General features: G+C 64.1%; 18 protein-coding genes. 10 read left to right on the forward strand and 8 right to left on the reverse strand.

The window, feature by feature from the left end:
• Nucleotides 1-192: 192 nt before the first annotated feature.
• Together BLV04_RS04345 and BLV04_RS04350 are read left to right on the forward strand one after the other, a co-directional pair.
• Nucleotides 193-2055 carry a phosphoenolpyruvate carboxykinase (GTP) gene (locus BLV04_RS04345; RefSeq protein WP_093028522.1) on the forward strand — a complete coding sequence of 621 codons (1863 nt, stop codon included), beginning with the start codon at nt 193-195 and terminating at the stop codon, nt 2053-2055.
• 114 nt (nt 2056-2169) lie between these two features.
• Nucleotides 2170-2853 (forward strand): hypothetical protein, encoded by a 684-nt coding sequence (locus tag BLV04_RS04350; RefSeq protein ID WP_093028524.1) that lies wholly within the window; start codon nt 2170-2172, stop codon nt 2851-2853.
• A 150-nt stretch (nt 2854-3003) separates the two neighbouring features.
• On the opposite strand, the gene ppsA is transcribed toward BLV04_RS04350, so the two are convergent.
• Both ppsA and nadB read right to left on the reverse strand, forming a co-directional pair.
• The gene (gene ppsA / locus BLV04_RS04355; RefSeq protein WP_093028526.1) at nt 3004-5382 is read right to left on the reverse strand and encodes a phosphoenolpyruvate synthase; all 2379 of its coding nucleotides are present in this window, start codon (nt 5380-5382) and stop codon (nt 3004-3006) included.
• A 357-nt stretch (nt 5383-5739) separates the two neighbouring features.
• On the reverse strand, nt 5740-7368 hold the full coding sequence (gene nadB / locus BLV04_RS04360; protein WP_093028528.1) for an L-aspartate oxidase: 1629 nt from the start codon (nt 7366-7368) through the stop codon (nt 5740-5742).
• A 251-nt stretch (nt 7369-7619) separates the two neighbouring features.
• Between nadB and rpoE the strand changes: the two genes are divergently transcribed.
• The 5 genes from rpoE to BLV04_RS04385 all read left to right on the forward strand — a co-directional run bounded on the left by rpoE (nt 7620) and on the right by BLV04_RS04385 (nt 11940).
• Complete coding sequence (gene rpoE, locus BLV04_RS04365; protein WP_093028530.1) at nt 7620-8198, forward strand: RNA polymerase sigma factor RpoE; 579 nt, start codon at nt 7620-7622, stop codon at nt 8196-8198.
• A gap of 148 nt (nt 8199-8346) precedes the next feature.
• Nucleotides 8347-8907, forward strand: coding sequence for a sigma-E factor negative regulatory protein (locus tag BLV04_RS04370; RefSeq protein ID WP_093028979.1), 561 nt, complete (start codon nt 8347-8349; stop codon nt 8905-8907).
• Nucleotides 8891-9859 carry a MucB/RseB C-terminal domain-containing protein gene (locus tag BLV04_RS04375; protein WP_245731711.1) on the forward strand — a complete coding sequence of 323 codons (969 nt, stop codon included), beginning with the start codon at nt 8891-8893 and terminating at the stop codon, nt 9857-9859. The genes BLV04_RS04370 and BLV04_RS04375 overlap by 17 nt, the downstream gene beginning before the upstream one ends.
• 7 nt (nt 9860-9866) lie before the next feature.
• The gene (locus tag BLV04_RS04380) at nt 9867-10346 is read left to right on the forward strand and encodes a SoxR reducing system RseC family protein (protein WP_093028534.1); all 480 of its coding nucleotides are present in this window, start codon (nt 9867-9869) and stop codon (nt 10344-10346) included.
• A 175-nt stretch (nt 10347-10521) separates the two neighbouring features.
• Nucleotides 10522-11940 carry a DegQ family serine endoprotease gene (locus BLV04_RS04385; protein ID WP_093028536.1) on the forward strand — a complete coding sequence of 473 codons (1419 nt, stop codon included), beginning with the start codon at nt 10522-10524 and terminating at the stop codon, nt 11938-11940.
• A 165-nt stretch (nt 11941-12105) separates the two neighbouring features.
• Here the strand turns inward: BLV04_RS04385 and BLV04_RS04390 are convergent, their stop codons facing one another.
• Complete coding sequence (locus tag BLV04_RS04390) at nt 12106-13161, reverse strand: AI-2E family transporter (RefSeq protein ID WP_093028538.1); 1056 nt, start codon at nt 13159-13161, stop codon at nt 12106-12108.
• Between the two features lie 259 nt (nt 13162-13420).
• Here BLV04_RS04390 and BLV04_RS04395 point away from each other — a divergent pair, with 259 nt between their 5' ends.
• Entirely contained in the window at nt 13421-14065 is a 645-nt protein-coding gene (locus BLV04_RS04395; RefSeq protein WP_093028540.1) for a hypothetical protein, read from the forward strand.
• A gap of 209 nt (nt 14066-14274) precedes the next feature.
• Here the strand turns inward: BLV04_RS04395 and BLV04_RS04400 are convergent, their stop codons facing one another.
• Nucleotides 14275-14688: a DUF2177 family protein gene (locus tag BLV04_RS04400; RefSeq protein WP_093028542.1), complete on the reverse strand. Its 414-nt coding sequence runs from the start codon at nt 14686-14688 to the stop codon at nt 14275-14277.
• Between BLV04_RS04400 and BLV04_RS04405 the strand changes: the two genes are divergently transcribed.
• The gene (locus BLV04_RS04405; protein ID WP_245731712.1) at nt 14687-15322 is read left to right on the forward strand and encodes an alpha/beta family hydrolase; all 636 of its coding nucleotides are present in this window, start codon (nt 14687-14689) and stop codon (nt 15320-15322) included. The genes BLV04_RS04400 and BLV04_RS04405 overlap by 2 nt on opposite strands.
• Nucleotides 15323-15344: 22 nt before the next feature.
• Here the strand turns inward: BLV04_RS04405 and BLV04_RS04410 are convergent, their stop codons facing one another.
• Nucleotides 15345-17726: a nitric oxide reductase activation protein NorD gene (locus tag BLV04_RS04410; RefSeq protein ID WP_093028546.1), complete on the reverse strand. Its 2382-nt coding sequence runs from the start codon at nt 17724-17726 to the stop codon at nt 15345-15347.
• A 113-nt stretch (nt 17727-17839) separates the two neighbouring features.
• On the opposite strand from BLV04_RS04410, the gene BLV04_RS04415 reads away from it, so the two are divergent.
• The gene (locus tag BLV04_RS04415) at nt 17840-19225 is read left to right on the forward strand and encodes a Fic family protein (RefSeq protein ID WP_093028548.1); all 1386 of its coding nucleotides are present in this window, start codon (nt 17840-17842) and stop codon (nt 19223-19225) included.
• 17 nt (nt 19226-19242) lie between these two features.
• On the opposite strand, the gene BLV04_RS04420 is transcribed toward BLV04_RS04415, so the two are convergent.
• From BLV04_RS04420 to BLV04_RS04430, 3 genes are all read right to left on the reverse strand, one after another.
• On the reverse strand, nt 19243-20049 hold the full coding sequence (locus tag BLV04_RS04420; protein WP_093028550.1) for a CbbQ/NirQ/NorQ/GpvN family protein: 807 nt from the start codon (nt 20047-20049) through the stop codon (nt 19243-19245).
• Between the two features lie 125 nt (nt 20050-20174).
• Nucleotides 20175-20531, reverse strand: coding sequence for a ribulose bisphosphate carboxylase small subunit (locus tag BLV04_RS04425; protein ID WP_093028552.1), 357 nt, complete (start codon nt 20529-20531; stop codon nt 20175-20177).
• A gap of 158 nt (nt 20532-20689) precedes the next feature.
• Complete coding sequence (locus BLV04_RS04430) at nt 20690-22108, reverse strand: form I ribulose bisphosphate carboxylase large subunit (RefSeq protein WP_093028554.1); 1419 nt, start codon at nt 22106-22108, stop codon at nt 20690-20692.
• Nucleotides 22109-22123 lie beyond the last annotated feature (15 nt).

Below are 22123 nucleotides of genomic sequence, written 5' to 3' on the forward strand. Positions count from 1 at the left end.
TGGCCGGGGACGGGCGTGGTGATCGGCGCAGAAGGGCCCCGAAGATTCCTCGGTAACGCTCTCGTTTCCGAATAACGACTGGACTAAACTCGGGCTCTGAATCGCAAATCGGATCAGCGCGTCGCCCCGGCCGATACGCCTTCTCCGGACCCACCCGCGTTAAGCGCACATTCGACCGACGAGGAGCCCAGCATGACCACCAGGCACGACGGGGAGACCCGTACTCAAAACCGTCATCTCCTGGATTGGGTGACGGAGTTGGCCGAGCTCTGCCAACCCGACCGCGTCTATTGGTGCGACGGATCTCAAGAGGAGTACGACCGACTCTGCACCGAGATGGTCGATGCCGGTACCTTCGTACGGCTCAATCCCGAGAAGCACCCCAACAGCTTCCTCGCCCGCTCACATCCGAGCGATGTCGCACGGGTGGAGGACCGCACCTTCATCTGCTCGCTGCGCGAGGAGGACGCCGGCCCGACCAACAACTGGCTCGAGCCGCGCAAGGCCAAGATCCTGCTGAAAGGTCTGTTCAGGGACTGCATGCGCGGGCGCACGCTCTACGTTATCCCCTTCAGTATGGGTCCGATCGGCTCGCCGATTGCCCATATCGGCGTGCAGATCACCGACTCGCCCTATGTGGTGGTGAATCAGCGGATCATGACCCGGATGGGCCAGCGGGTGCTGGATACCCTGGGCGATCAGGGTGACTTCGTGCCCTGCGTGCACTCGGTCGGCGCCCCCCTGCAACCCGGCGAGCAGGACGTGCCTTGGCCGTGCGCAGGCAGGATCGAGGACAAGTACATCGCCCACTTCCCCGAGACCCGCGAGATCTGGTCATTCGGCAGTGGCTACGGCGGCAATGCGCTGCTCGGCAAAAAGTGCTTTGCACTGCGCATCGCCTCGGTGATGGCCCGAGACGAGGGCTGGTTGGCCGAGCACATGCTGGTCATGGGGGTCGAGTCGCCCGAGCACGAAAAGCGGTATATCGCCGCGGCCTTCCCGAGCGCTTGCGGCAAGACCAATTTCGCCATGCTGATCCCGCCCAAAGGGTTCGAGGGCTGGAAGATCACCACGGTCGGCGACGACATCGCCTGGATCAAGCCGAATCTCGCCGACGGACGCTTCTATGCGATCAATCCCGAATACGGCCTGTTCGGCGTGGCTCCGGGGACAAACGAGGACTCCAATCCCAACGCCATGGCGGCGCTGCGCGAGAACGCCATCTTCACCAACTGCGCCCTGACCGACGACGGCGCAGTCTGGTGGGAGGGCATGACCAAGGAGCCGCCCGATCATCTGATCGATTGGAAGGGCGGGGACTGGACGCCGGGTTGCGGTCGGCCTGCGGCTCATCCGAATGCCCGTTTCACCGCGCCTGCCTCGTCCTGTCCCTCGATCGATCCGGAATGGGAGAACCCCAAGGGCGTGCCCATCAGTGCCTTCCTGTTCGGCGGCCGGGTAAGTCGGCACTTCCCGCTCGCGTTCCAGAGCTACAACTGGGAGCACGGCGTCTATCTGGCGGCCACCATGGGCTCGGAGGCCACCGCCGCGGCGATCGGTCAGGCGGCCGTGCGGCGCGACCCGATGGCCATGCTGCCCTTTTGCGGCTACAACATGGCGGACTATTGGCGGCATTGGCTGCGGATCGGCCGGCGCTGCGTCTCCACCCCGCCACGGATCTTTCGGGTCAACTGGTTCCGCAAGGACGAGCACGGGCGCTTCATCTGGCCGGGATTCGGCGAAAACATGCGCGTGCTCGAATGGATCGTCAAACGCTGCAACGACGACGGCTCGGCGGTCGAGAGTCCGATCGGCTGGATTCCGGATTACGAGGCATTCAACTGGGAAGGGCTGGATTTCGACCGCGAGCGTTTCTACTCAATCATGAACATCGATCGCGAGGCTGCGCGCCTGGAGACCCACGACCAGGAAGAGCTCTTCACGCGCTTCGGCGACCACATGCCGCGCGAGTTGGAGAGCGAGCGCGAGCTTCAGCTTGCCCGGCTCTTTCACTCCCCGGCGCTCTGGGATCTCGCCAGCACCCGGAAGCCCTGATCGGGTGCCCGGCTGACCTGTCTCGGGGCCGGTCCATTGAACCTCCTCGCCTCCCTCTCGCCCTTGCGGCTGAAGCGATCCGCTTCGGCGGCGAGGCCGGGAGAGCCGCCCGGCATGGCGTCCCGCGCAGTTGCGGCCTTACCTGCGTATCAGATCGCACTCTGGCCCGATGGTTGGGTGCTCGGCGCGAGCGGCGAAGTGACGGTACGCGATACCCACGCGATGGCCGAGGCGCGGCGCTGGTATGCGCTTGCCGATCGTGCTGCAGCGGCGCCGTGCATGGATCGGACGATGCGTCTCTATGGCACCTTTGTGCCGCGTCCGATCGTTGCGCTTGCGGGGCAGAGGTTCCTGTCCGAGTCCGTGGCCTCGGTGGCCTTACAGCTTGTGGCGGGAGATTGGATCACGCAACGGCGGCAGCAGCTTCTCGCGGCGCCCGACGAGGCAATCCGCACGAGACGGCTCGGCTGGACCGGTTCGCGGCACACCGTCGATCTGGACGCCGAGGCGGTCGCCGCCTGCGTGATGCAGGCCATGGCCGATTGTCTGCGGGAAGGTCTGATTCCGACGACGGGCTACGATTTGAAGGTGCGTCCGGACGATGGATTCGGGATTCGCGGCTATCGCTGCGTCGTCACATTGGGTCTGGAAGACGATGCGTGCGGGCGAGTCCGGGAAGCGCTACAGACGGCCTTGGTGCCTTGGAATCGCGCCGTGGTGCGCGACGGCGCGGCCCATCCGCTGGTCCAGATCGAGGTGCGTGGTCGCGGGGAGGCTGCGCGCCGACGGTCTGACTGAAGCGCCTCGGAACGCCGACGTTGCATGTTGGATGACGCTATTGCTCATCCGACCCATTTTCCTGAACCGCGTCCCCTCGACGTCGCAAGAGCCGACCGAGGTCTGATCGACCTCGGCACTCGCACGTGCGCGCCGAGACGCGGTTCAGCTTCAGAGCGTCTTCGCCTGCTCGGCCAAATAGATCCAGGTATCGATGACGGTATCCGGATTGAGCGAGATGCTGGTGATGCCCTGCTTGAGCAGCCAGTCGGCGAAGTCCTTGTGGTCCGACGGGCCTTGACCGCAGATGCCGACATATTTGCCTTGGGCGCGGCAGGCGGCGATCGACATCGAGAGCATCTTCTTCACCGCCGGGTCGCGCTCGTCGAAGCTCTCGGCGACCAGGCTTGAGTCGCGATCCAGGCCCAAGGTGAGCTGGGTCATGTCGTTGGAGCCGATCGAGAAGCCGTCGAAATACTCGAGGAACTCATCGGCCAGCACCGCGTTGGAGGGCAACTCGCACATCATGATGAGCCGCAGGTCGTTCTTGCCGCGTTCCAGACCCTGCTCGGCAAGGGCCTCGACGACCGCTTTGGCCTGTTTAAGCGTCCGCACGAAGGGGATCATGATCTCGACATTGGTCAGACCCATGTCGTTGCGCACGCGTTTGAGCGCCTCGCATTCGAGCTCGAAGCATTCCTTGAAATTCGGTGCGACATAGCGCCCGGCACCGCGGAACCCGATCATGGGGTTCTCTTCCTCGGGCTCGTAGCGGGTCCCGCCGACCAGGTTGGCGTATTCGTTGGACTTGAAGTCCGACATGCGCACGATGACGGTGTTGGGCGCGAAGGCCGCGGCCAGGGTCGAGATGCCTTCGGCGAGCTTGGCGATATAGAACTCGCGCGGGCTTGAGTAGGCGGCGATGCGCGGTGCGATCTGGGCCTTGAGGTCCGCCGGGAGCTGTTCGAATTCGAGCAGCGCCTTCGGGTGGATTCCGATCATGTTGTTGATGATGAACTCCAGACGCGCCAGACCGATGCCGGCGTTCGGTGTCGCCGCGAAGGCGAAGGCGCGATCCGGGTTGCCGACGTTCATCATGATCTTGACCGGGATCTCGGGCATGGCCGAGAGCTCGACGGTCTTGTAGTCGAACGCCAGCTTGCCGTCGTAGATGAGACCCGTGTCGCCCTCGGCGCAGCTGACGGTGACGAGCTGGCCGTCCTTCACCACATCGGTCGCGTTGTTGCAGCCGACCACAGCCGGCACGCCCAGCTCGCGGGCGATGATGGCGGCGTGACAGGTGCGCCCGCCGCGGTTGGTGACGATGGCCGCCGCACGCTTCATCACCGGTTCCCAGTCCGGGTCGGTCATGTCGGTGATGAGGACGTCGCCGGCCTCGACACGGTGCATGTCGGCGATGCTCGAGACGATCTTGGCCGCGCCGGCGCCGATGCGGCTGCCGATGCTGCGCCCGGTGGTGAGCACCGGACCCTTTTCACGCAGCACATAGCGCTCGATCACGTTGCCCGAGCGGCTCTGCACGGTCTCGGGACGCGCCTGCACGACATAGAGCTTGCCGTCGTTGCCGTCCTTCGCCCACTCGATGTCCATCGGACGGCCGTAGTGCTGCTCGATCAGCACGGCCTGGCGCGCGAGCTGCTCGATCTCGGCATCCGTGATGCTGAACAGCAGGCGATCGGCCTCCGGGACGTCCTCGGTGCGCACCGGGCTCTTGGTGCCCGCCGCACCCTCGTAGACCATGCGGATCGCCTTGTCGCCGACGCTGCGACGCAGGATCGCGGGACGGCCGGCGGCGAGTGTGGGCTTATGGACGTAGAACTCGTCCGGGTTGACCGCGCCCTGCACGACCATCTCGCCGAGCCCGTAGCTCGAGGTGATGAAGACGGCGTCGCGGAAACCCGATTCGGTATCCAGGGTAAACATGACGCCGGAGGCGGCCAAATCGCTGCGCACCATGCGCTGGATGCCGGCCGAGAGGGCGACATTGCGGTGCTCGAAGCCCTGATGCACGCGGTAGGAGATGGCCCGGTCGTTGAACAGGGAGGCGAAGACCTCCTTGATCCGGTGCTTGATGTTGTCCAGACCCTCGACGTTGAGGAAGGTCTCCTGCTGACCGGCGAAGGAGGCGTCGGGCAGATCCTCGGCGGTGGCCGAGGAGCGCACGGCCCAAGAGACCGCGGCGGTGCCGGCCTCGGCGGTCAGACGGGCGAAGGCGTCGTCGATCGCCGCCTCCAGTGCCGCCGGAAAGGGTTGCTCCATGACCCAGCCGCGGATGCGCGGACCGGCTTGGGAGAGCGCCGTGACGTCGTCGACGTCCAGCGCGTCGAGGACCGTTTGGATGCGCTCGTCCAGTCCGTCTTTGGCGAGAAACTCTCGGTAGGCATCGGCGGTCGTCGCGAATCCGCCCGGCACCTGAACACCCACGTCGGTGAGGTTCTGGATCATTTCGCCGAGCGACGCGTTTTTGCCGCCGACGACGGGGACGTCGTCCATTCCGAGCTCGCTCAGCCAGCGGACATAGTCGGTCATCTTGATCGTTCTCCAATTGCGGGGGATGTCGGGCGGGACCGGGCGGAACCGCGGGCTAAACCGGGCGGAACCGGGCGGAACCGGGTGGTGCCGTTGTGCCGCGCGTGCGCGACGGTCGGGCCGGGCGACGCATCGTATCGGACATGTAAACCGACGCGCGCGAAGGCTCTTGTAAGCGCTCCGACGTAACTCGGCAATATAACCTACTTCGAAAATGGTCGCCTTCGGGTCAAGTCAATCTTGAGCATTGAATAATAGGCCTAAGGTGGCCCTCGTCGGTGGGGCGCGCCCGGTCTGCCGGGTGCCCCGTTCGTGTTGATGGCGGTCGAAAACCAATCGCCGCCAGTGCGTTTGACCTCAATCGCCGCTCCGTGGCCGGTAACTGTCCGGGATCAGGATGGTCGGCGTGCGTTGGGTCGCGTCTTTGTCCGGAAAATCCAGGGTGTAATGCAGCCCGCGACTCTCGCGCCGGCGCAGCGCCGATTGGATGATCAGGTCCGCGACCTCCAGGAGGTTGCGCAGCTCGATCAGGTCGTTACTGACCCGGAATTTGCTGTAGTACTCGATGACCTCCTGTTGCAGCAGGTCCGCACGCCGTTTGGCGCGGCGCAGGCGTTTGTTGGTGCGAACGATGCCGACATAGTCCCACATGAAGCGGCGCAGCTCGTCCCAGTTGTGCGTGACCACGACCTCTTCGTCCGGCTCGGTGACCCGGCTCTCGTCCCAGGGCTGAACCTCCGGCGGATGCGGGACTTCGTTCATCAGGCTTGCGATGTCGTTGGCTGCAAGCTCCGAGTACACGAGACACTCCAAGAGCGAGTTGCTTGCCATCCGGTTTGCGCCGTGCAGGCCGGTGTAGGCGGTCTCGCCGCTCGCGTAGAGGCCGGGCAGATCCGTGCGAGCCCGGCCATCGACCATGACGCCGCCGCAGGTGTAATGCGCCGCCGGCACCACCGGGATCGGGTCCGTCGTGATGTCGATGCCCAGCTCCAGGCAGCGTTGATGGATGGTCGGAAAATGCTCGATGACGAAATCCGCCGGCCGGTGCGAGATGTCCAGGTAGACGCAGGCGGTGCCGAGTCGCTTCATCTCATGGTCGATCGCGCGCGCCACGATGTCGCGCGGGGCGAGCTCCGCACGCGGATCGAACCGAGGCATGAAACGCTCACCGTCGGGCAGCAGCAGACGCCCGCCTTCTCCGCGCAACGCTTCCGTAATCAGGTAGGAGCGCGCCTCCGGATGATAGAGACAGGTCGGGTGAAACTGCATGAACTCCATATTCGCGACCCGACATCCGGCACGCCAGGCCATCGCGATGCCGTCGCCGGTGGAGACATCCGGATTGCTGGTATAGAGATAGACTTTGTTCGCCCCCCCGGTCGCCAAGACAACAAAGCGTGCGAGGTAGACTTCGACCTGCCCCGTGCCCAAGTCCAGGATATAGGCGCCGAGACAGCGATGGTCCTTCTTGCCGGGGCGATGCTTGGACGTGATGAGGTCGACGGCGATGTGCTGCTCGAAGAGGGTCACGTTCGCCCTGGACCGGACCTGTGTTTCCAGCGTCGTCGCGACCGCACGCCCGGTCGCGTCGGCGGCGTGAATGACGCGCCGATGGGTGTGACCGCCTTCGCGGGTGAGGTGGTAGCCGCCTGTCGATGCGCTGGCCTCGTCGCGTGTAAACTCGACACCCTGATCGAGCAGCCAGCGGATGTTGTCCGGGCCATGCTCGACGATCTGCTTGACGACCCGACGGTCGCAGAGTCCGGCGCCCGCCTTGAGCGTGTCCTGCACGTGCGAGTCGATCGAGTCCGTCGCATCCAGAACGGCCGAGATCCCGCCTTGCGCGTAGAGCGTGCTGCCTTCCCTGAGCTCGCGCTTGGAGATCACGGCGACCGAGAGGTCCTCGTGTAGTCGCAGCGCGAGGCTGAGTCCGGCTGCGCCGCTGCCGAGGATCAGGACGTCGTAGCGGTGGGGTGTGGCTGGCATGGTCGGGGCCTTCGCTGGGGGTCGCTGGGGTTGAGGTTCGGCACCGGCTCGACGCCCGTCCTCGACCGTGCTCGGTAGAGTTGGGCGATTGGGGCGGTTCGCCGTAAACTCACCCATTTCATGGCCGGGATCAAGGTTTGTCGCTTTATTTAGGGGGCCTCGGCCGCACGTGAGGGGGCTCACGAACTTCCGAATCGGGGAATTGTCCATGCCAACGGAATTGCTGGTCAGCAGCGCCAAGGCTCGCCTCCATGTCTGAGCGCACCGCCGATCAGGTGCTTGTGGCGCGTGCCCAGAACGGAGACAAGCGCGCGTTCGACCTCCTGGTGTTGAAGTATCAGCAAAAGGTGGCGAATCTGATCTCCCGTTATATCCGTGATCCGAGCGAGGTGATGGACGTCAGTCAGGATGCCTTTCTGAAGGCATACCGCGCGCTCCCGGCGTTTCGCGGCGAGAGTGCTTTTTACACCTGGCTCTACCGCATCGCGGTGAATACGGTGAAGAATCACCTTGTGGCTCAGGGACGTCGCCCTCCGGGTGACGATGTCGAGGCCGAGGTCGCCGAGCAGATGGACATGGGCGTTCGTCTTCGCGATTCGGGTACGCCCGAGCGTCTGGCCCTGACCGACGAGATCGCGCAGACCGTGCAGCGCGCCCTTGACGACCTCCCCGACGACCTGCGTACGGCCATCGTCCTGCGCGAGCTCGAGGGCATGAGCTACGAGGAGATCGCAACCGCGATGGCGTGCCCGATCGGAACCGTACGCTCGCGGATCTTTCGTGCCAGGGACGCAATCGACAAGCGGTTGAGGCCGCTCCTCGAACCATGACGGCTCTCAGGCGTCAAATCGACATCGAGCGGTCCGCGGTATGCAGGTCCGGATCCGTTCCGCGGCGCAACCGCCCGGCCGGGGATGACGACATGATCCCGCGGCGCCGGCCATCCAACACACGAATTCTCAGCCCAGGCATGCAGCAATGAGCGACGAGCTACGACAACGCATTTCCGAGCTTCAGGACGGCGCGCTCGATTCCGCCGGCACCGCGCGCCTCGTCGATGCGGTGACGCGCGATCCCGACCTGCGGGGCACGTGGGAGCGCTATCACGCGATCGGTTCGGCGATTCGCGGCGAGTCCGTACAACGATCGTATCGCGGGGTTGCCGATGCGGTTCGCGAGCGGATCGCCCATGAGCCCGTTGTCTTCGCCCCGCGCGGGCGCAATGTCGAGCGATCAAAACCCAAGCGGCCGATAGCAGGCATCGCGCTTGCGGCCGCAGCCGCCTTCCTTGCCGTTTTCGTGGCCCCAAGCCTCTTTGACGGTGTGGGCTCGCTCCCGAATGTTCCCGCCACGGCGCCGACCTTTGCCGCGCAGCCGGCTGCCGTCGTGATACCCGCGAAGCGGTGGGATCTGGACCACCCCGAGCTGGCCAACAAGCTGGATCTCTACCTCGTGACCCACCAAGAGACCGCCCCGACGACCGGGGCCAAGGGCATGCTGCCTTATGCGACATTCGTCGGCTATGAAGCGGGCCGTTAACCCGCGTTTCCCGGCCCGGCTGGGCATGTTTCTCGTGCTGTCGCTGTTGGTCCAGGCAAGCCTTGCCGACGAGGTGACCGAGCGTGCGAGCGACCTCCTTCAGCGCATGGCCGAGGCATTGAGGTCGCTCAACTACGAGGGGACGCTGGTCTACTCTCACGACAACCGACTCGAGGCACTGCACCTGGTGCACCGCTTCGAGGAGGGACAGGTCCAAGAGCGGTTGCTGTCCCTGAGCGGTCCCGTCAAGGCCGTCACCCGCGAGCGCGATCGGGTGATGTGCGTGCTGCCCGACGGGCATCCGATTTCGGTCAAACGCCCGTCCGGAGCGGGCGGACTCTTGAACACCGACGGAATCTCCCCGGAGCTGCTCGGCGACTACTATCGCATCGAGATCCAAGGGATGGCGCGGGTCGCCGGGCGCGATACGGAGGTGGTCGGGATCATCCCGCGCGATGATTTGAGGTACGGGTACCGGTTTTACGTCGATCGGGAGACCTTCCTTCCGCTGAAGTCCGATCTGATCGACAGCAACGGCTCGTCGCTCGAGCAGCTGATGTTCACCGCCATCACGGTCGATGCGGATGCCCCGACCGCGCCTGCGAGGGTGGAGGCGGCCGGTCTGCGGGGCGCTCCGGCGGCTCGGGTCGAGGGCCGCTGGCGTTTCGACGAGCGACCGCCGGGCTTCCAATTGGTGAGCCACGGCGTGATGGACCACCCGAGCGGCGCGGTGGTGGAGCACTTCCTCTTCACCGATCGTCTCTCCGCCTATTCCGTTTATATCGAGGACGATACCCGCGACGGGCTGAGCGGAGCGACCCATATCGGTGCCGTGCATGCGGCCGGTCGGCAGGTCGACGGCTACCAGATTACCGCTGTCGGGGAGGTTCCGTCCGCAACCGTCGAAGCGGCCGTGCTCGGCGCTCGACCTGTCGAGAACCCGCCGGAGTAACCCGCCGATGATCGAAGAATCAGGTGTCGTGGTCTCGATCGACGGTCCCAATGCCCGGGTCCGGATCGAGCGGCGTACGGTTTGCGGGGGGTGCGCGGCGCACGGCGCCTGCGGGACATCGCTGATCGAACGCTACTTCGGGCGCGGCTCGATTCATGTCGAAGCCTTGAACCAAGCGCAGGCGTCGGTCGGCGAGCGGGTCATGCTCGGGATCTCCGAGCAGGGTCTCCTTTCGGCGTCATTTGCGGTTTACTTCGCGCCGCTGGCGGGCCTTCTCGGCGGTGCGCTTGCGGGAGAAGCCCTTGCCGGTTTCTCCGAAGGAGGTTACGGCGATGCGGCAGCGCTGCTCGGTGCCGCGCTCGGCTTCGCTCTGGCGTTGCTCTGGCTGCGCGGCTACAGTGCGCGGTCACGGAGTCGTCCGGAGCAGCAAGCGGTGGTCTGTCGCATCGAGCGGGGCGTGCCGGTCGGGATTCCGACGGCGCCCTGATTCGGGTCGTCGCCGATCCGAGTCATCGACGCGACCTTTCCGAGCAGCAGCCCGGCGGGCCGAGCCTTTCATGCGGCCAAGGAGGCGTCGGCAGCCTCCGAACGCGATCACGCGACATCCGCGCCGCCGCGCTCGTCGCGGCCGCCCGATCGAACCCCTTCATCTCGGAGCATCCATGCGTCCCATCCCGATCTTCTCCTTCGCCCTCGCGGCATTGGTCTGCGGCGCGCTCATGCCCGGTCTTGCGGCCAGCCGGATGCTTCCCGACTTCGTGGATCTCGTCGCCGAGAACGGCCCCTCGGTGGTCAATATCAGCACCAAGCAGGCGCCGATCGCGGCCACGCAGTTGCCCGAGTTTTCCGTTCCCGATCTCCCGGAAGACAGCCCCCTTCAGGATTTCTTCCGGCATTTCTTCGGCGAAGACGGCGCCCTTCCGGACGATAGCCTGCAATCGCGCTCGCTCGGCTCCGGGTTCATCATCTCGGCCGACGGATCCGTGCTGACCAACGCCCACGTCGTCGAGGGTGCGGAGGAGATCATCGTGCGCACCAGTGATCGGCGCGAGTTCGTGGCGACCTTGGTCGGCACGGATAAACGCAGCGACATCGCGCTCCTGAAGATCGATGGCGAGGGGCTCCCGGCCGTCAAGATCGGCGCAGCCCAGGACCTCAAAGTCGGCGAATGGGTGTTGGCGATCGGTTCGCCCTTCGGGTTCGAGTCGTCCGCCACCGCGGGGATCGTGAGCGCCAAAGGTCGCAGTCTCCCGAGCGAAAACTACATTCCCTTCATCCAGACCGACGTGGCGATCAATCCGGGCAACTCGGGCGGGCCCCTGTTCAACCTCGACGGCGAGGTGGTCGGCGTCAACAGTCAGATCTACAGCCGCACGGGCGGTTTCATGGGGCTCTCGTTCGCGATCCCGATCGACGTCGTGATGGACGTGGTCGATCAGCTCCAGACCAAGGGCCGAGTCAGCCGCGGTTGGTTGGGAGTCTTGATTCAGGACGTGACCCGGGAGCTTGCCGAATCCTTCGGGATGAAGCAGCCGCGAGGGGCATTGGTCGCACAGGTCTTGCCGGGTAGTCCGGCCGAGGCGGCGAAGGTACGGCCGGGCGATATCATCGTGACCTACAACGGGCGGGACATCCCGACCTCGAGCGCCCTTCCGCCCATGGTGGGAATAACGCCGGTCGGCGAGCGTGTGCGGCTGCAAGTGCTCAGAATCGGCGAGCTCGTCGATCTCGAAGTGGAGATCGACGAGCTACCGGAAGACGATCAGATCCTGGCTGGCCCCAGCGCGCCGGAGAAGGTGTCCGCGAACCGGATAGGCCTCTTCGCGAGCGAGATCACGCCGGAGCAGCGCGAGCAGTTGGCCGTCGCCGCAGGCGGGGTGCTGGTCGAAGGAGTCGAACCCGGACCCGCGGAGCAGGCCGGGCTGATCTCGGGCGACGTGATCCTGATGCTCGACAACCAGCCGGTGCAGGATCTGGCGGGTTTCAATCGGATCCTGGATGCGATCCAGTCAGGTCGGTCCGTTGCGGTTCTGGTCCAGCGGGGCGACGGACGCATGTTTCATGCGATACGGGTGCCCTGAGGGCATCGGGGCGTCGACCGAACAGGGTTCGGGCGTTCCCTTCAGCGAAGGCGCCCGATCGACGCTTGGAGTCCGGCTCGGCGATCACCCTCCAGACGGAGCAAGTCTCCATTTGCCGTCCGCTGCAAGAGGATCGGCGTTCCATGTTCCGAGGATCCGGTCGGGCTATTGTTCAGGCTCGAGCTCGGGCTCGATTGCCGGTCCGAGCAGGATCGCGATCGGGCGCGTATGCGGGCTCGCGTCCAACGCAATGATCAGTGCGGCCGTGAGCGGCACCGCCAGGAACATGCCGACCGTACCGAACATCCATCCCCAGAACAGCAACGCGATGAAGACGGCCAGCGTCGAGATGCCCAGCCCTTTGCCCATGATCCGGGGCTCCAGGACATTCCCGATCACGGTATTGATGACGAGATAACCCACCGCGACCCAGATAGCGGTCGACACATCCGCCTGCACCAGCGCGAGCAGGACCGCGGGGATCATCATGACGATGTTGCCGACGACGGGGATGAAGTTCAGGAAGAACGCCAGCACCGCCCAGAGCACAGCGAAGTCGATGCCGAGAAACCACAGCCAGAGCCACACGCACACGGCCGTACCGAGACTGGTCAGGCTTTTGATCAGCATGTAACGCTTGATCGCGTCCAACAGGCGTTTCAGGCGCGCGTTGCCTGCCTCCGTCATCCGGAAGGCGACCTTCAGCTTGGCGGGCAGCGTATTGGCTTCGAGCAGGATGAAGACGACGGCAAGCAGCACCAAGAGGCCGGTCGCGAAGAAACCGCTGGCGTTGGACAAGAGATAGCGAACAGCGAACGCAACCTTGTTGGGGTCCAAGAGATCCGGGATCGCCTCGCGCGAGCCACCGACGCCGACGCCTTCCATCCATCCCCCGAGCTGCTCGCTCAGCAGCATGAAACGCTCCTGATAGGTTGGCAGGCTGTCCCTGAAGCCCTCCAGCGCACCTGTGGTGACGAGAGCCAAGAGACTGCCGACGTCGAGCAGTATAAAGATGATGACCGCCAGCGCGCCCCACTTCGGCACGCCGCGCCGCCGCATCCATTTGAGCGCAGGAGTGGCGATGATCGCAATGAAGACCGCCAGCAGAAGCGGCACGAGGATCGGGGCCGCAATCTTCATGAGTCCGATCACGAGCGCGAAGGCGCCCGCGACGAGCAGGCCGCGCGCAGGTGGACTAAAACCGCTCAGTGCATTCGTCATCTCGTCGGATCCTTAGGTGAATCGCTTCGGTCGATAGCGTCTTGATCCTGCCTCTCCAACGAGGCCGGCCAGGGCGATGTGCATTGTCCGTTTTTGGCCGCGACAATCTTAACCCGGGTTTCCCGCGTCGCGTCATGACGCCCGAGCACACACGGCCGAGTCCATCGACGGGTGATGGCATCCGGTCTCGCAGGGTCCATAATCGACTCGCGCGAGGAGAAAACATCATGACAACAGACGAGGAGCAGATCGAAGCGCTATGAGCATCATCAAGACAGCACTGACAGCCGGGATTGCGAGCCTGGTTCTGAGCGGACCTGCATTCGCAGTAGACATGGGCGACATGATGAATCCATCCAAATGGATGGGCGGCAACAAGGACCGCCGCGGGGAGGGTGACTACCCGCCGCCGCAGGGCTACCCCCAAGGCTATCCACAGGGCTCACCCGGTTACGGTGGTGCGCCGGGATACGGCGCTGCACCCGGCTACGGAGCTCCGCAATCTGGGTATGGCGGCGCACCCGGCCAAGGCTACGGGCCTCCGCCCGGTTACACGGATCCGCAAATGGGCGGTGCTTCGATGCAGCAGATGCCCCCGCAGGGATACGGTGGCGCGCCGGGCTACGGCCAGGGCCCCGGGTACGGAGCAGGTACCGCAGAAGGCTATCCGCCCGCTCCCGCCTACGGTCAGGGCTACGCGCCCGGTTACGGCCAAGGCTATGACCAAGGCTACGCGCCACCCCCCGGCGTCGGGCAGGGTTACGGACCGGGCTACGGGCAGGGTTATGGGCCCGAATACGGGCCCGGCTACGGTCCCGGTGAAGAGGATCGCGGCGGAAGCGGCATGAACCCGATGAAGATGATGCCGAACCCGATGCAAATGTTTAACAGCAACAAGGACTGAGAAAGGACCGGGCGGCACGTGCCGCCCAGGTTCGCCGCTTTGACCATACGGGGAATTGCGGAGCAGACCTAAAGCGATTTCCGGGAACAAGCATTCCAACTACGTATGCCTGCAAATTCTGTAGCGGCGACCTCAGTCGCCCCTAACGGGAGGTTGTTCCTTCCTCGGACATCACCTGAGCCCTTCGATACGGCGCACGACGGACCACATCAAACCCCGCCGAGCCATTTCCCGATCATGAAGCTGCCGGCGGCGACGCTGGCGCAGAGCGTGATTCCCCAGAGCGTATCCACGATCACGACCTTGACGGGCCAGTTGGGGAGCGTGGCCATGTTGGTCAGCTCGTAGGTGATGTAGGTGAAAAAGCCGAAAAGTGCACCGTTGAGCAGGGCACGGCCCAACGAGTCCTGCGCGAGCGCGGGTGCGACGGCAAAGTAGAGGATGCCGGTGATGTAGATGAGATAGAAGCTCAATGCCGCCGGCCAGTTCACTGTCGGGCTCAGAACATGGGCGAGGTTGTCGCGATAGAAGGTCTTTGCGACGACACCCAACCAGAGCAGATCGATGGCAAAGAAGACCGGGACGGTCAGAAGATAGAGCTTGGCATAAAAGAGGGCTTGCATGATGGATCCTCTGCTGATCGATGGTCCGGCCGATGCGCGTTGCCATCTGATTTTGGCACACGGGGCAGGGCAGGGCGCCGACTCTTCCTTCATGAGCGCGGTTGCACATGGCTTGGCCGCCGCCGGGTTGCGTGTCGTTCGCTTCTCGTTTCCCTATATGGTGGTAAGCGAGGTGGAGGGACGTAGGCGCCCCCCCGACCGTGAGCCGATCCTGATCGAGACCTGGCTGCGGGTCATTGCCGAGCAGCGGGCTGCCCATGGTGCGAGGCAACGCCTGCTGATCGGCGGCAAGTCGATGGGCGGACGTATCGCCAGCCTGATTGCGGACGAGGCTGGTGTCGATGGCCTGGTCTGTCTGGGGTATCCCTTTCATCCGCCGGGTCGCCCGGAGCGCACGCGTGTCGCGCATCTATCCGGGCTGCACACGCCGACGCTCATCTGCCAAGGCGAGCGCGATCCCTTCGGGAGTCGGGAGGAGGTTGCCGACTATGCCCTGAGCCCGTCGATCGAGATCGTCTGGATCCCGGACGGAGAGCACGGCTTCAAGCCGCGTCGGGGATCCGGGTCAACGCTTGAGCAGAATCTGATCACGGCGACAGAAGCCGTCCTCTCGTTCGCGGCGCGCCTCGAATAGCCTTCGGTTTCGTGCTTCCAGCCTATCCGGTGAGGGCGGCAAAGACCGCCGGCAGGCGCTCTGGAAGGCGCTCGACATGGTCGACGATGGAATACTGGTTCTCGCCGAAGATCCGGGCCACATAGCGGTCGGCCTGGGGGTCGAGCGTCAGGCAGTAGCTGTGGATGCCCTGCATGCGCAGCTCTTCGACTGCCTTCTTGGTGTCGTGGCGCAGGTACTGGGGATCGCGCTCGTCGATGTCCGCCGGCTCCCCGTCGGTGATCACCAGGACCAGACGCTTTTGGGCCGGTTGGCGGGTCAGATGCCAGCCGGCGTGGCGCAGTGCCGCGCCCATGCGGGTCGAGAGTCCGCCCTTCATGCCGGCCATGCGTGATTTGGCGTTGTCGTCGTAGGCTTGATCGAAGTCCTTGAACCGGAAGTACTGAACATCGTGTCGGCCGTCCGAGGCGAAGCCATGCACGGCGAAGCGGTCGCCGATGCCGTCGATCGCCCAGGCCAGCAGTCCGGTGGCCTCGCGGGTGAGGCTCAGGATACTCGGCGCCGTTGCGTAGTCCGGGTCGTCCTTCTTGACCCCGACCTTCTCGTTGGTCGACTCGGAAAGGTCCATGAGCACCACGATGGCGAGATCGCGGACATGCCGCGTGATGCGGATGTTGATCCGCGGATCCGGCATGGTGCCGCGGCGCACGTCGATCATGGCCCGCACGGCGGCGTTCAGATCCAGCTCCTCGCCCTCCTCGTAGCCGCGACGGCGCACGATGCCCTGCGGCTGGAGTGCGTCGATCAGGCGGCGGATGCGGCTCGCAACCGGCTTGTATTTGACGAGGATCTCGTCCATCAGCGCCGGGTCGCCGCGGCCTTGACGACGCTCGATGACGGTCGCCCAGTCCGGGCGGAAGAGTTGGACCTGATAGTCCCACTCCTGATAGTGGTAGGGATCCGAAACGGGCTCCTTGCCCTCCATCGCGTTGAAGGAGATGCCCTCGTCTTCGTAGGGGAAGAACTCGGTGGCGCAGACCCAGATCTCCTGCGCGTCGTCGCCGGCGGTCTCGACATCGACCTCGTTGGCCATCTCCATCGCCGAGACGTACTTGCGCACCTGTTGCTGCGAGGCGGGCAGATAGTCGAGGCCGCGGCTCAGGAAGAGGTTCTCGCCGCAGTCCCAAACATAGCGATTGTCGTCGCGATAGGGGATCGGCCAGTTTTCCAGGATGCGCAGGTTGGGGAGCGCGACGGTCTTGATCGCCTGATTGTAGAAGGTGACGCCGGCGTCCCAACTGATGCGGTTGTCGTGCGGGCGCTCGGCGAGCGCCGAGCGGAAGGCGACGGCGGTGTCGTCGATCAGTGCGAGTCCGTCGACATAATCCGGATCCAGCAAGGCGCGCGACTGGCGCAGCATCAGATCCATCATGGGATGCAGGTCGACGGCGTCGTCCATGGGACCGAGCTGAGCCGTGAAGAATGACAGCCAGAGCTTTCTGAGCCCCGGAAAATCCCGGATCGCCAGCGCCTCGATGCGCGCGTCCTCGAACATCTCGATCAGCTTCATCTGAGCGGGCATCAGCTGCTCGGCGCTGATGGCACTGGTGCCGTAGACCATGTGGGCCGCGCAGTGAGCGGCGGCGGCGCGGTAGGTCTCGAGCCCGGAGATGCCGCGGAAGCTGTCGAAGGCATCCGGCAGGTGGATCTGGAAATCCTCGATGAAGGGCCGCAAACCCTGGCGCGACTCGTAGTCGCCCGAGGTCGGGCGCATGAAGAATGAGCGCGCCCAGAGCGCACGCAGATAGAAGTTGAGCTTGCGCTGATTGTCGACGAACAGGGTACCGCGTCGCTCCTTCTGCAGGACGGCGCGCGAGGACTCGGTTTGAAGGCCGAAATAGGCCATCTGACCGTCGAGATCGCGCGCATGGGCCTGAGCGCCCCAGAGCGCCCAGCGGCGCAGACCGCCGAGCGTGAGCTTGGAAAGCAGCTCGTCCATGTTTTCCATCATCGGGCGCAGGCCGCGCGGCGACTTGCCCGACAACTGATGCAGCAGGTTGAGATACCCGCGCAGCACCTCCGCATCCCCGAGTCGGCTCGCGGCCAGCGGCATGCTGGACATGATCATCGCCACCACCGTACCGGAGGTGTGGGACGCGAGCTTCATCAGCGCACTCACCACCTCGGGGATGATGTCCTCGCCGACTTCCTTGGCGACCCGCGGCATTTCCTGCACATAGGTCAGGACCAGATCGGCGCCCTTATTCAGGCCACACATCGCCTTGATCCCGGTGAGGTAATGCTCCAGCCCGCGTGGCGACATGACGCGGGCGGCTTCGTGATAGCTCGCTTCCAGCGCCTGGGTGTGCGGGTGATCCGCGTCGGCCTTGAGGCAGGAGAGGTATTCGGTGAAGTCGATGCTCATGGCTCTATCCCGGATCGAAGGTTGTCACACCCGGTGACGGGCTATCAATGCTGGTACTAATTTGGTACTAATCGCTACTAAATTAGTAGTTCGTGCGAAGGATACCTCGCTCCATGAAAATCCCGATGTCGCCACCCGATACGGACGCCCTTTTGCTGTCCATTGTCGAGACAGGCGGCAGCGCACGCCTTGCCAAACTGCTTCGCAATCCCTCGGGACCTGCCCCGGACGGGCGTTATCTGCACTGGGATGAGCTGCGGCGCCGCCAGCCGCCCCCTGATCTCCGCACCGAGGACTGGTGGTTTTCGGTCAAGGCCGCGCGACGCCTGCTTTACAAAAACACGCCATTCACGGACAAGGCGGGGAGCCCGTTCGTCTTCGCCCTCGTCGACCCGATCCTCGCAATGCTGCATCGCATCGACCGGGACGCCTCGGGACAGATCCGACTCGAGGCGCCGATCGCGAACCCAGAGCAACGCGACAGCTATCTGATCCGCTCGCTCATCGAGGAGGCCATCAATTCCAGCCAACTGGAAGGCGCCTCGACCACCCGGCAAGTCGCAAAGGAGATGCTACGCCAAGGACGCCGTCCGAGGGACAAGAGCGAGACGATGATTTTCAACAACTTCCAGGCGATGCGCTCTATCTCCGAACGCGTCGGGGAACCGCTGACGCCCGAGGCCATCCTTGAGTTGCACAGCATTCTGACTCGCGACACGCTGGACGACCCGACCGCGGCCGGACGACTGCGGCGAGCCGACGAGCATATCGATATCGTCGATCACCGCGACCGGCGCGTACTCCATGTCCCGCCGCATGCCGACGAGCTTCCCGCGCGGTTGGAGCGTCTCTGCGATGTTGCGAATGCGCACGACACCGACCCCTTCGTACCGCCGATCATCCGTGCGATCCTGCTGCACTTTGCACTGGCCTACGATCACCCTTTCGTCGACGGCAACGGTCGGGTCGCCCGCGCCCTCTTTTACTGGTCCGCGCTCTCGCAGGGATACTGGCTACTGGAATTCGTGTCGATCTCCGGCATCCTGAAGAAAGCCCCGGCCCAGTACGCCCGCGCCTACCTCTTCACCGAAACCGACGAGTCAGACGTCACCTATTTCCTGATCCATCAACTGGAAGCCATTGTGGCCGCCATGGATGGGCTACATGGCTATTTGCGGCGCAAGGCTAATGAGACGAAGGTCGTTGAAGCGATGCTTCAAGGCTCCGCGCGGCTGCGCGAACGCCTCAATCACCGCCAGCTGGAACTCATCCGTCACGCACTCCGCCACCCGAGCTCCGTTTATACCATCGAGGGGCATCGCCGAAACCACGCTGTCGTCTACCAAACCGCCCGTTCGGATCTGCTGCAACTGGTCGAGCTGGATCTACTCTCCAAGCGGAAGGCCGGGCAGGCGTTCCTCTTCGAAGCACCGGCGGATCTCAAGCATCGCTTGGAAGAAGCTGAATTCAGCCTTCAGCGATCCACCGAAGGGCGTTGACTTCGAAAGCTGACCGCTCAGAAATAGGTATTCACCGCCGCATCCAGCGTATCGCGCATATCCGGATCATCGGTCAGCGGCCGCACCAGCGCCATCCGACAGGCCGATTGCGGATCGATACCCTTGCCGATGAGTTGGGCGGCATAGACCAGCAGGCGGGTGGACATGCCTTCGTCGAGCCCGTGTCCCTTGAGGTTGCGGCTGCGTTGGGCGACTTGGACCAGCTTCTCGGCGGTCTCCTTGTCGACGTGACCCTCGTGGGCGACGATTTCGGTCTCGATGTCGGCGGACGGGTAGTCAAAGTCCAGGGCACCGAAACGCTGCTTGGTCGACTGCTTCAGATCCTTCATCAGACTCTGGTAGCCGGGATTGTAGGAGATGACGATCTGGAAATCGGGGTGTGCATGCACCAGCTCGCCCTTCTTCTCGAGCGGAAGCTGCCGGCGATGGTCGGTCAGCGGATGGATGACGACCGTGGTGTCCTGGCGGGCCTCCACGACCTCGTCCAGGTAGCAGATGGCACCGATGCGTGCGGCCACCGTGAGCGGGCCGTCTTGCCATTTGGTGCCGTTGATGTCGAGCAGAAAACGTCCGACCAGGTCGGAGGCGGTCATGTCTTCGTTGCAGGCGACCGTGATGAGCGGTGCGCCGATCTTCCAGGCCATGTATTCGACGAATCGCGATTTACCGCAGCCGGTCGGCCCCTTGAGCATCACCGGCATGCGTGCGTCGTAGGCCGCCTCGTACATGACGACCTCGTTCTGCACGGGGCGATAATAGGGCTCGTCCTTGATCAGGTATTGGTCGCGGTCGATCTCGCTCATCTCTTTGGTCTCTCGTTCACAAGCCGATGACAAAAAAGCCCCCGCCCTGCACGCCAGGACAGGGGCTTTTTCCGTCAATCCCTGATTGTTAGATCATCGGTTTTCGCCCAAGCGAAAACCGATCCTCAGACCGACTTGCCGCGGAAGACGACCATCTCGGCACCCTTGGACTGGGCGTAGTTGTCGTAGCCGACGAGACGCACATGGTTGTCCGGATGCGCCTTGTGGCAGGCCTCCGCCTCGGCCAGGATGGTGTCGACATCGGTCTCGCCGAACAACGGCAGCTTCCACATATACCAGTAGTGGTCGAATGCGTTTTCCGGCTCGCTGTGCTCGATGGCCGGGTTCCAGCCCTTGGCGACGATGTACTCGACCTGCTTGCGAATCCGCGCCTGATCCATCTCCGGCAGATAGGAGAAGGTTTCGAACTTACGGCTGTTCGGATCGTCGAGGCTGGATTGATAGTCCTGCATGGTGCTCATGGGGCGTTACTCCGAAACTGGTTTCGTGGTGAAAATCGGTTGGATAGTCGATCGTAAGCGTTGCTGGTGTTGAGCTTTCAGCCGTCAGCTCTCAGCAACAGGCCGGCGCTTCGCGCCTTTCGCCCATGGCTGATCGCCGACAGCTGATGGCTGACAGCTTACTTGTGCGACACGTCGAGCTTGTCGACGGTATCGAACTCGAACTTGATCTCCTTCCAGGTCTCCATGGCGATCTTGAGCTCGGGGCTGTGCTTGGCGGCGTTGGTGAGGATCTCCTTGCCTTCCTTCTCGATCTGCACACCCTGGTTGCGGGCCTCGACGCAGGCTTCGAGCGCGACGCGGTTGGCCGCGGCGCCGGCTGCGTTGCCCCAGGGATGACCCAGGGTGCCGCCGCCGAACTGCAGGACGGCGTCGTCGCCGAAGATGTTCACCAGCGCCGGCATGTGCCAGATGTGGATACCGCCGGAAGCGACCGCGAAGGCGCCGGGCATCGCGCCCCAGTCCTGGTCGAAGAAGATGCCGCGCGAGCGGTCTTCCTTCACGTAGGACTCACGCAGCAGGTCGATCCAGCCGAGGGTCGACTCGCGGTCGCCTTCGAGCTTGCCGACGACGGTGCCGGTGTGCAGATGGTCGCCGCCGGACAGACGCAGGATCTTGGTCAACACACGGAAATGGATGCCGTGGTTCGGGTTGCGGTCGAGCACCGCGTGCATCGCACGGTGGATGTGCAGGAGCACGCCGTTGTCGCGACACCACTGGGCCAGGCCGGTGTTTGCGCAGAAGCCGCCGGTGATGTAGTCGTGCATGATGATCGGCGCGCCGATCTCCTTGGCGTACTCGGCACGCTTGAACATCTCGTCCGGGGTCGGCGCGGTGACGTTCAGGTAGTGACCCTTGCGCTCGCCGGTCTCGCGCTCGGACTTGTCGATCGCGTCCATGACGAAATCGAAACGTTGACGCCAGCGCATGAAGGGCTGCGAGTTGACGTTCTCGTCGTCCTTGGTGAAGTCCAGACCGCCGCGCAGACACTCGTAGACGGCCCGGCCGTAGTTCTTGGCGGACAGACCCAGCTTCGGCTTGATGGTGCAGCCGAGCATCGGGCGGCCGTACTTGTTCATGATGTCGCGCTCGACCTGGATGCCGTGCGGCGGGCCGTTGCAGGTCATGACATAGGCGATGGGGAAACGCACGTCTTCCAAGCGCAGCGCACGTACGGCCTTGAAGCCGAAGACGTTGCCGACCAGCGAGGTGAAGACGTTGACGACCGAACCTTCTTCGAAGAGGTCGATCGGGTAGGCGATGAAGGCATAGAAGGCGTCGTCGTTGCCCGGGACATCCTCGATCGCGTAAGCGCGGCCCTTGTAATGGTCCATGTCGGTCAGGAGGTCGGTCCAGACCGTGGTCCAGGTGCCGGTGGACGACTCGGCGGCGACGGCAGCAGCAGCTTCTTCACGCGGAACGCCCGCCTGCGGGGTGATCTTGAAGCAGGCGAGGAGATCGGTCTCCGACGGGGTGTAATCCGGCATCCAGTATGTTTCGCGATACTCTTTGACGCCCGCGCTGTAAGTCTTTGCCATGTTCGCTTGTCCTCA

The organism is Thiocapsa roseopersicina, from assembly GCF_900106925.1.
Lineage (GTDB): Bacteria > Pseudomonadota > Gammaproteobacteria > Chromatiales > Chromatiaceae > Thiocapsa > Thiocapsa roseopersicina.

Bases quoted from the DNA above. Each gene is read 5' to 3' on its own strand.
- BLV04_RS04375 (WP_245731711.1), top strand. From the start codon at position 8,891: ATGAAGCGGGCCGTTAACCCGCGTTTCCCGGCCCGGCTGGGCATGTTT.
- BLV04_RS04425 (WP_093028552.1), bottom strand. From the start codon at position 20,531: ATGAGCACCATGCAGGACTATCAATCCAGCCTCGACGATCCGAACAGC.
- BLV04_RS04400 (WP_093028542.1), bottom strand. From the start codon at position 14,688: ATGCAAGCCCTCTTTTATGCCAAGCTCTATCTTCTGACCGTCCCGGTC.
- BLV04_RS04405 (WP_245731712.1), top strand. From the start codon at position 14,687: ATGATGGATCCTCTGCTGATCGATGGTCCGGCCGATGCGCGTTGCCAT.
- BLV04_RS04415 (WP_093028548.1), top strand. From the start codon at position 17,840: ATGAAAATCCCGATGTCGCCACCCGATACGGACGCCCTTTTGCTGTCC.
- ppsA (WP_093028526.1), bottom strand. From the start codon at position 5,382: ATGACCGACTATGTCCGCTGGCTGAGCGAGCTCGGAATGGACGACGTC.
- BLV04_RS04350 (WP_093028524.1), top strand. From the start codon at position 2,170: ATGGCGTCCCGCGCAGTTGCGGCCTTACCTGCGTATCAGATCGCACTC.
- BLV04_RS04410 (WP_093028546.1), bottom strand. From the start codon at position 17,726: ATGAGCATCGACTTCACCGAATACCTCTCCTGCCTCAAGGCCGACGCG.
- BLV04_RS04345 (WP_093028522.1), top strand. From the start codon at position 193: ATGACCACCAGGCACGACGGGGAGACCCGTACTCAAAACCGTCATCTC.
- rpoE (WP_093028530.1), top strand. From the start codon at position 7,620: ATGTCTGAGCGCACCGCCGATCAGGTGCTTGTGGCGCGTGCCCAGAAC.
- BLV04_RS04420 (WP_093028550.1), bottom strand. From the start codon at position 20,049: ATGAGCGAGATCGACCGCGACCAATACCTGATCAAGGACGAGCCCTAT.
- nadB (WP_093028528.1), bottom strand. From the start codon at position 7,368: ATGCCAGCCACACCCCACCGCTACGACGTCCTGATCCTCGGCAGCGGC.
- BLV04_RS04430 (WP_093028554.1), bottom strand. From the start codon at position 22,108: ATGGCAAAGACTTACAGCGCGGGCGTCAAAGAGTATCGCGAAACATAC.
- BLV04_RS04385 (WP_093028536.1), top strand. From the start codon at position 10,522: ATGCGTCCCATCCCGATCTTCTCCTTCGCCCTCGCGGCATTGGTCTGC.
- BLV04_RS04390 (WP_093028538.1), bottom strand. From the start codon at position 13,161: ATGACGAATGCACTGAGCGGTTTTAGTCCACCTGCGCGCGGCCTGCTC.
- BLV04_RS04395 (WP_093028540.1), top strand. From the start codon at position 13,421: ATGAGCATCATCAAGACAGCACTGACAGCCGGGATTGCGAGCCTGGTT.
- BLV04_RS04380 (WP_093028534.1), top strand. From the start codon at position 9,867: ATGATCGAAGAATCAGGTGTCGTGGTCTCGATCGACGGTCCCAATGCC.
- BLV04_RS04370 (WP_093028979.1), top strand. From the start codon at position 8,347: ATGAGCGACGAGCTACGACAACGCATTTCCGAGCTTCAGGACGGCGCG.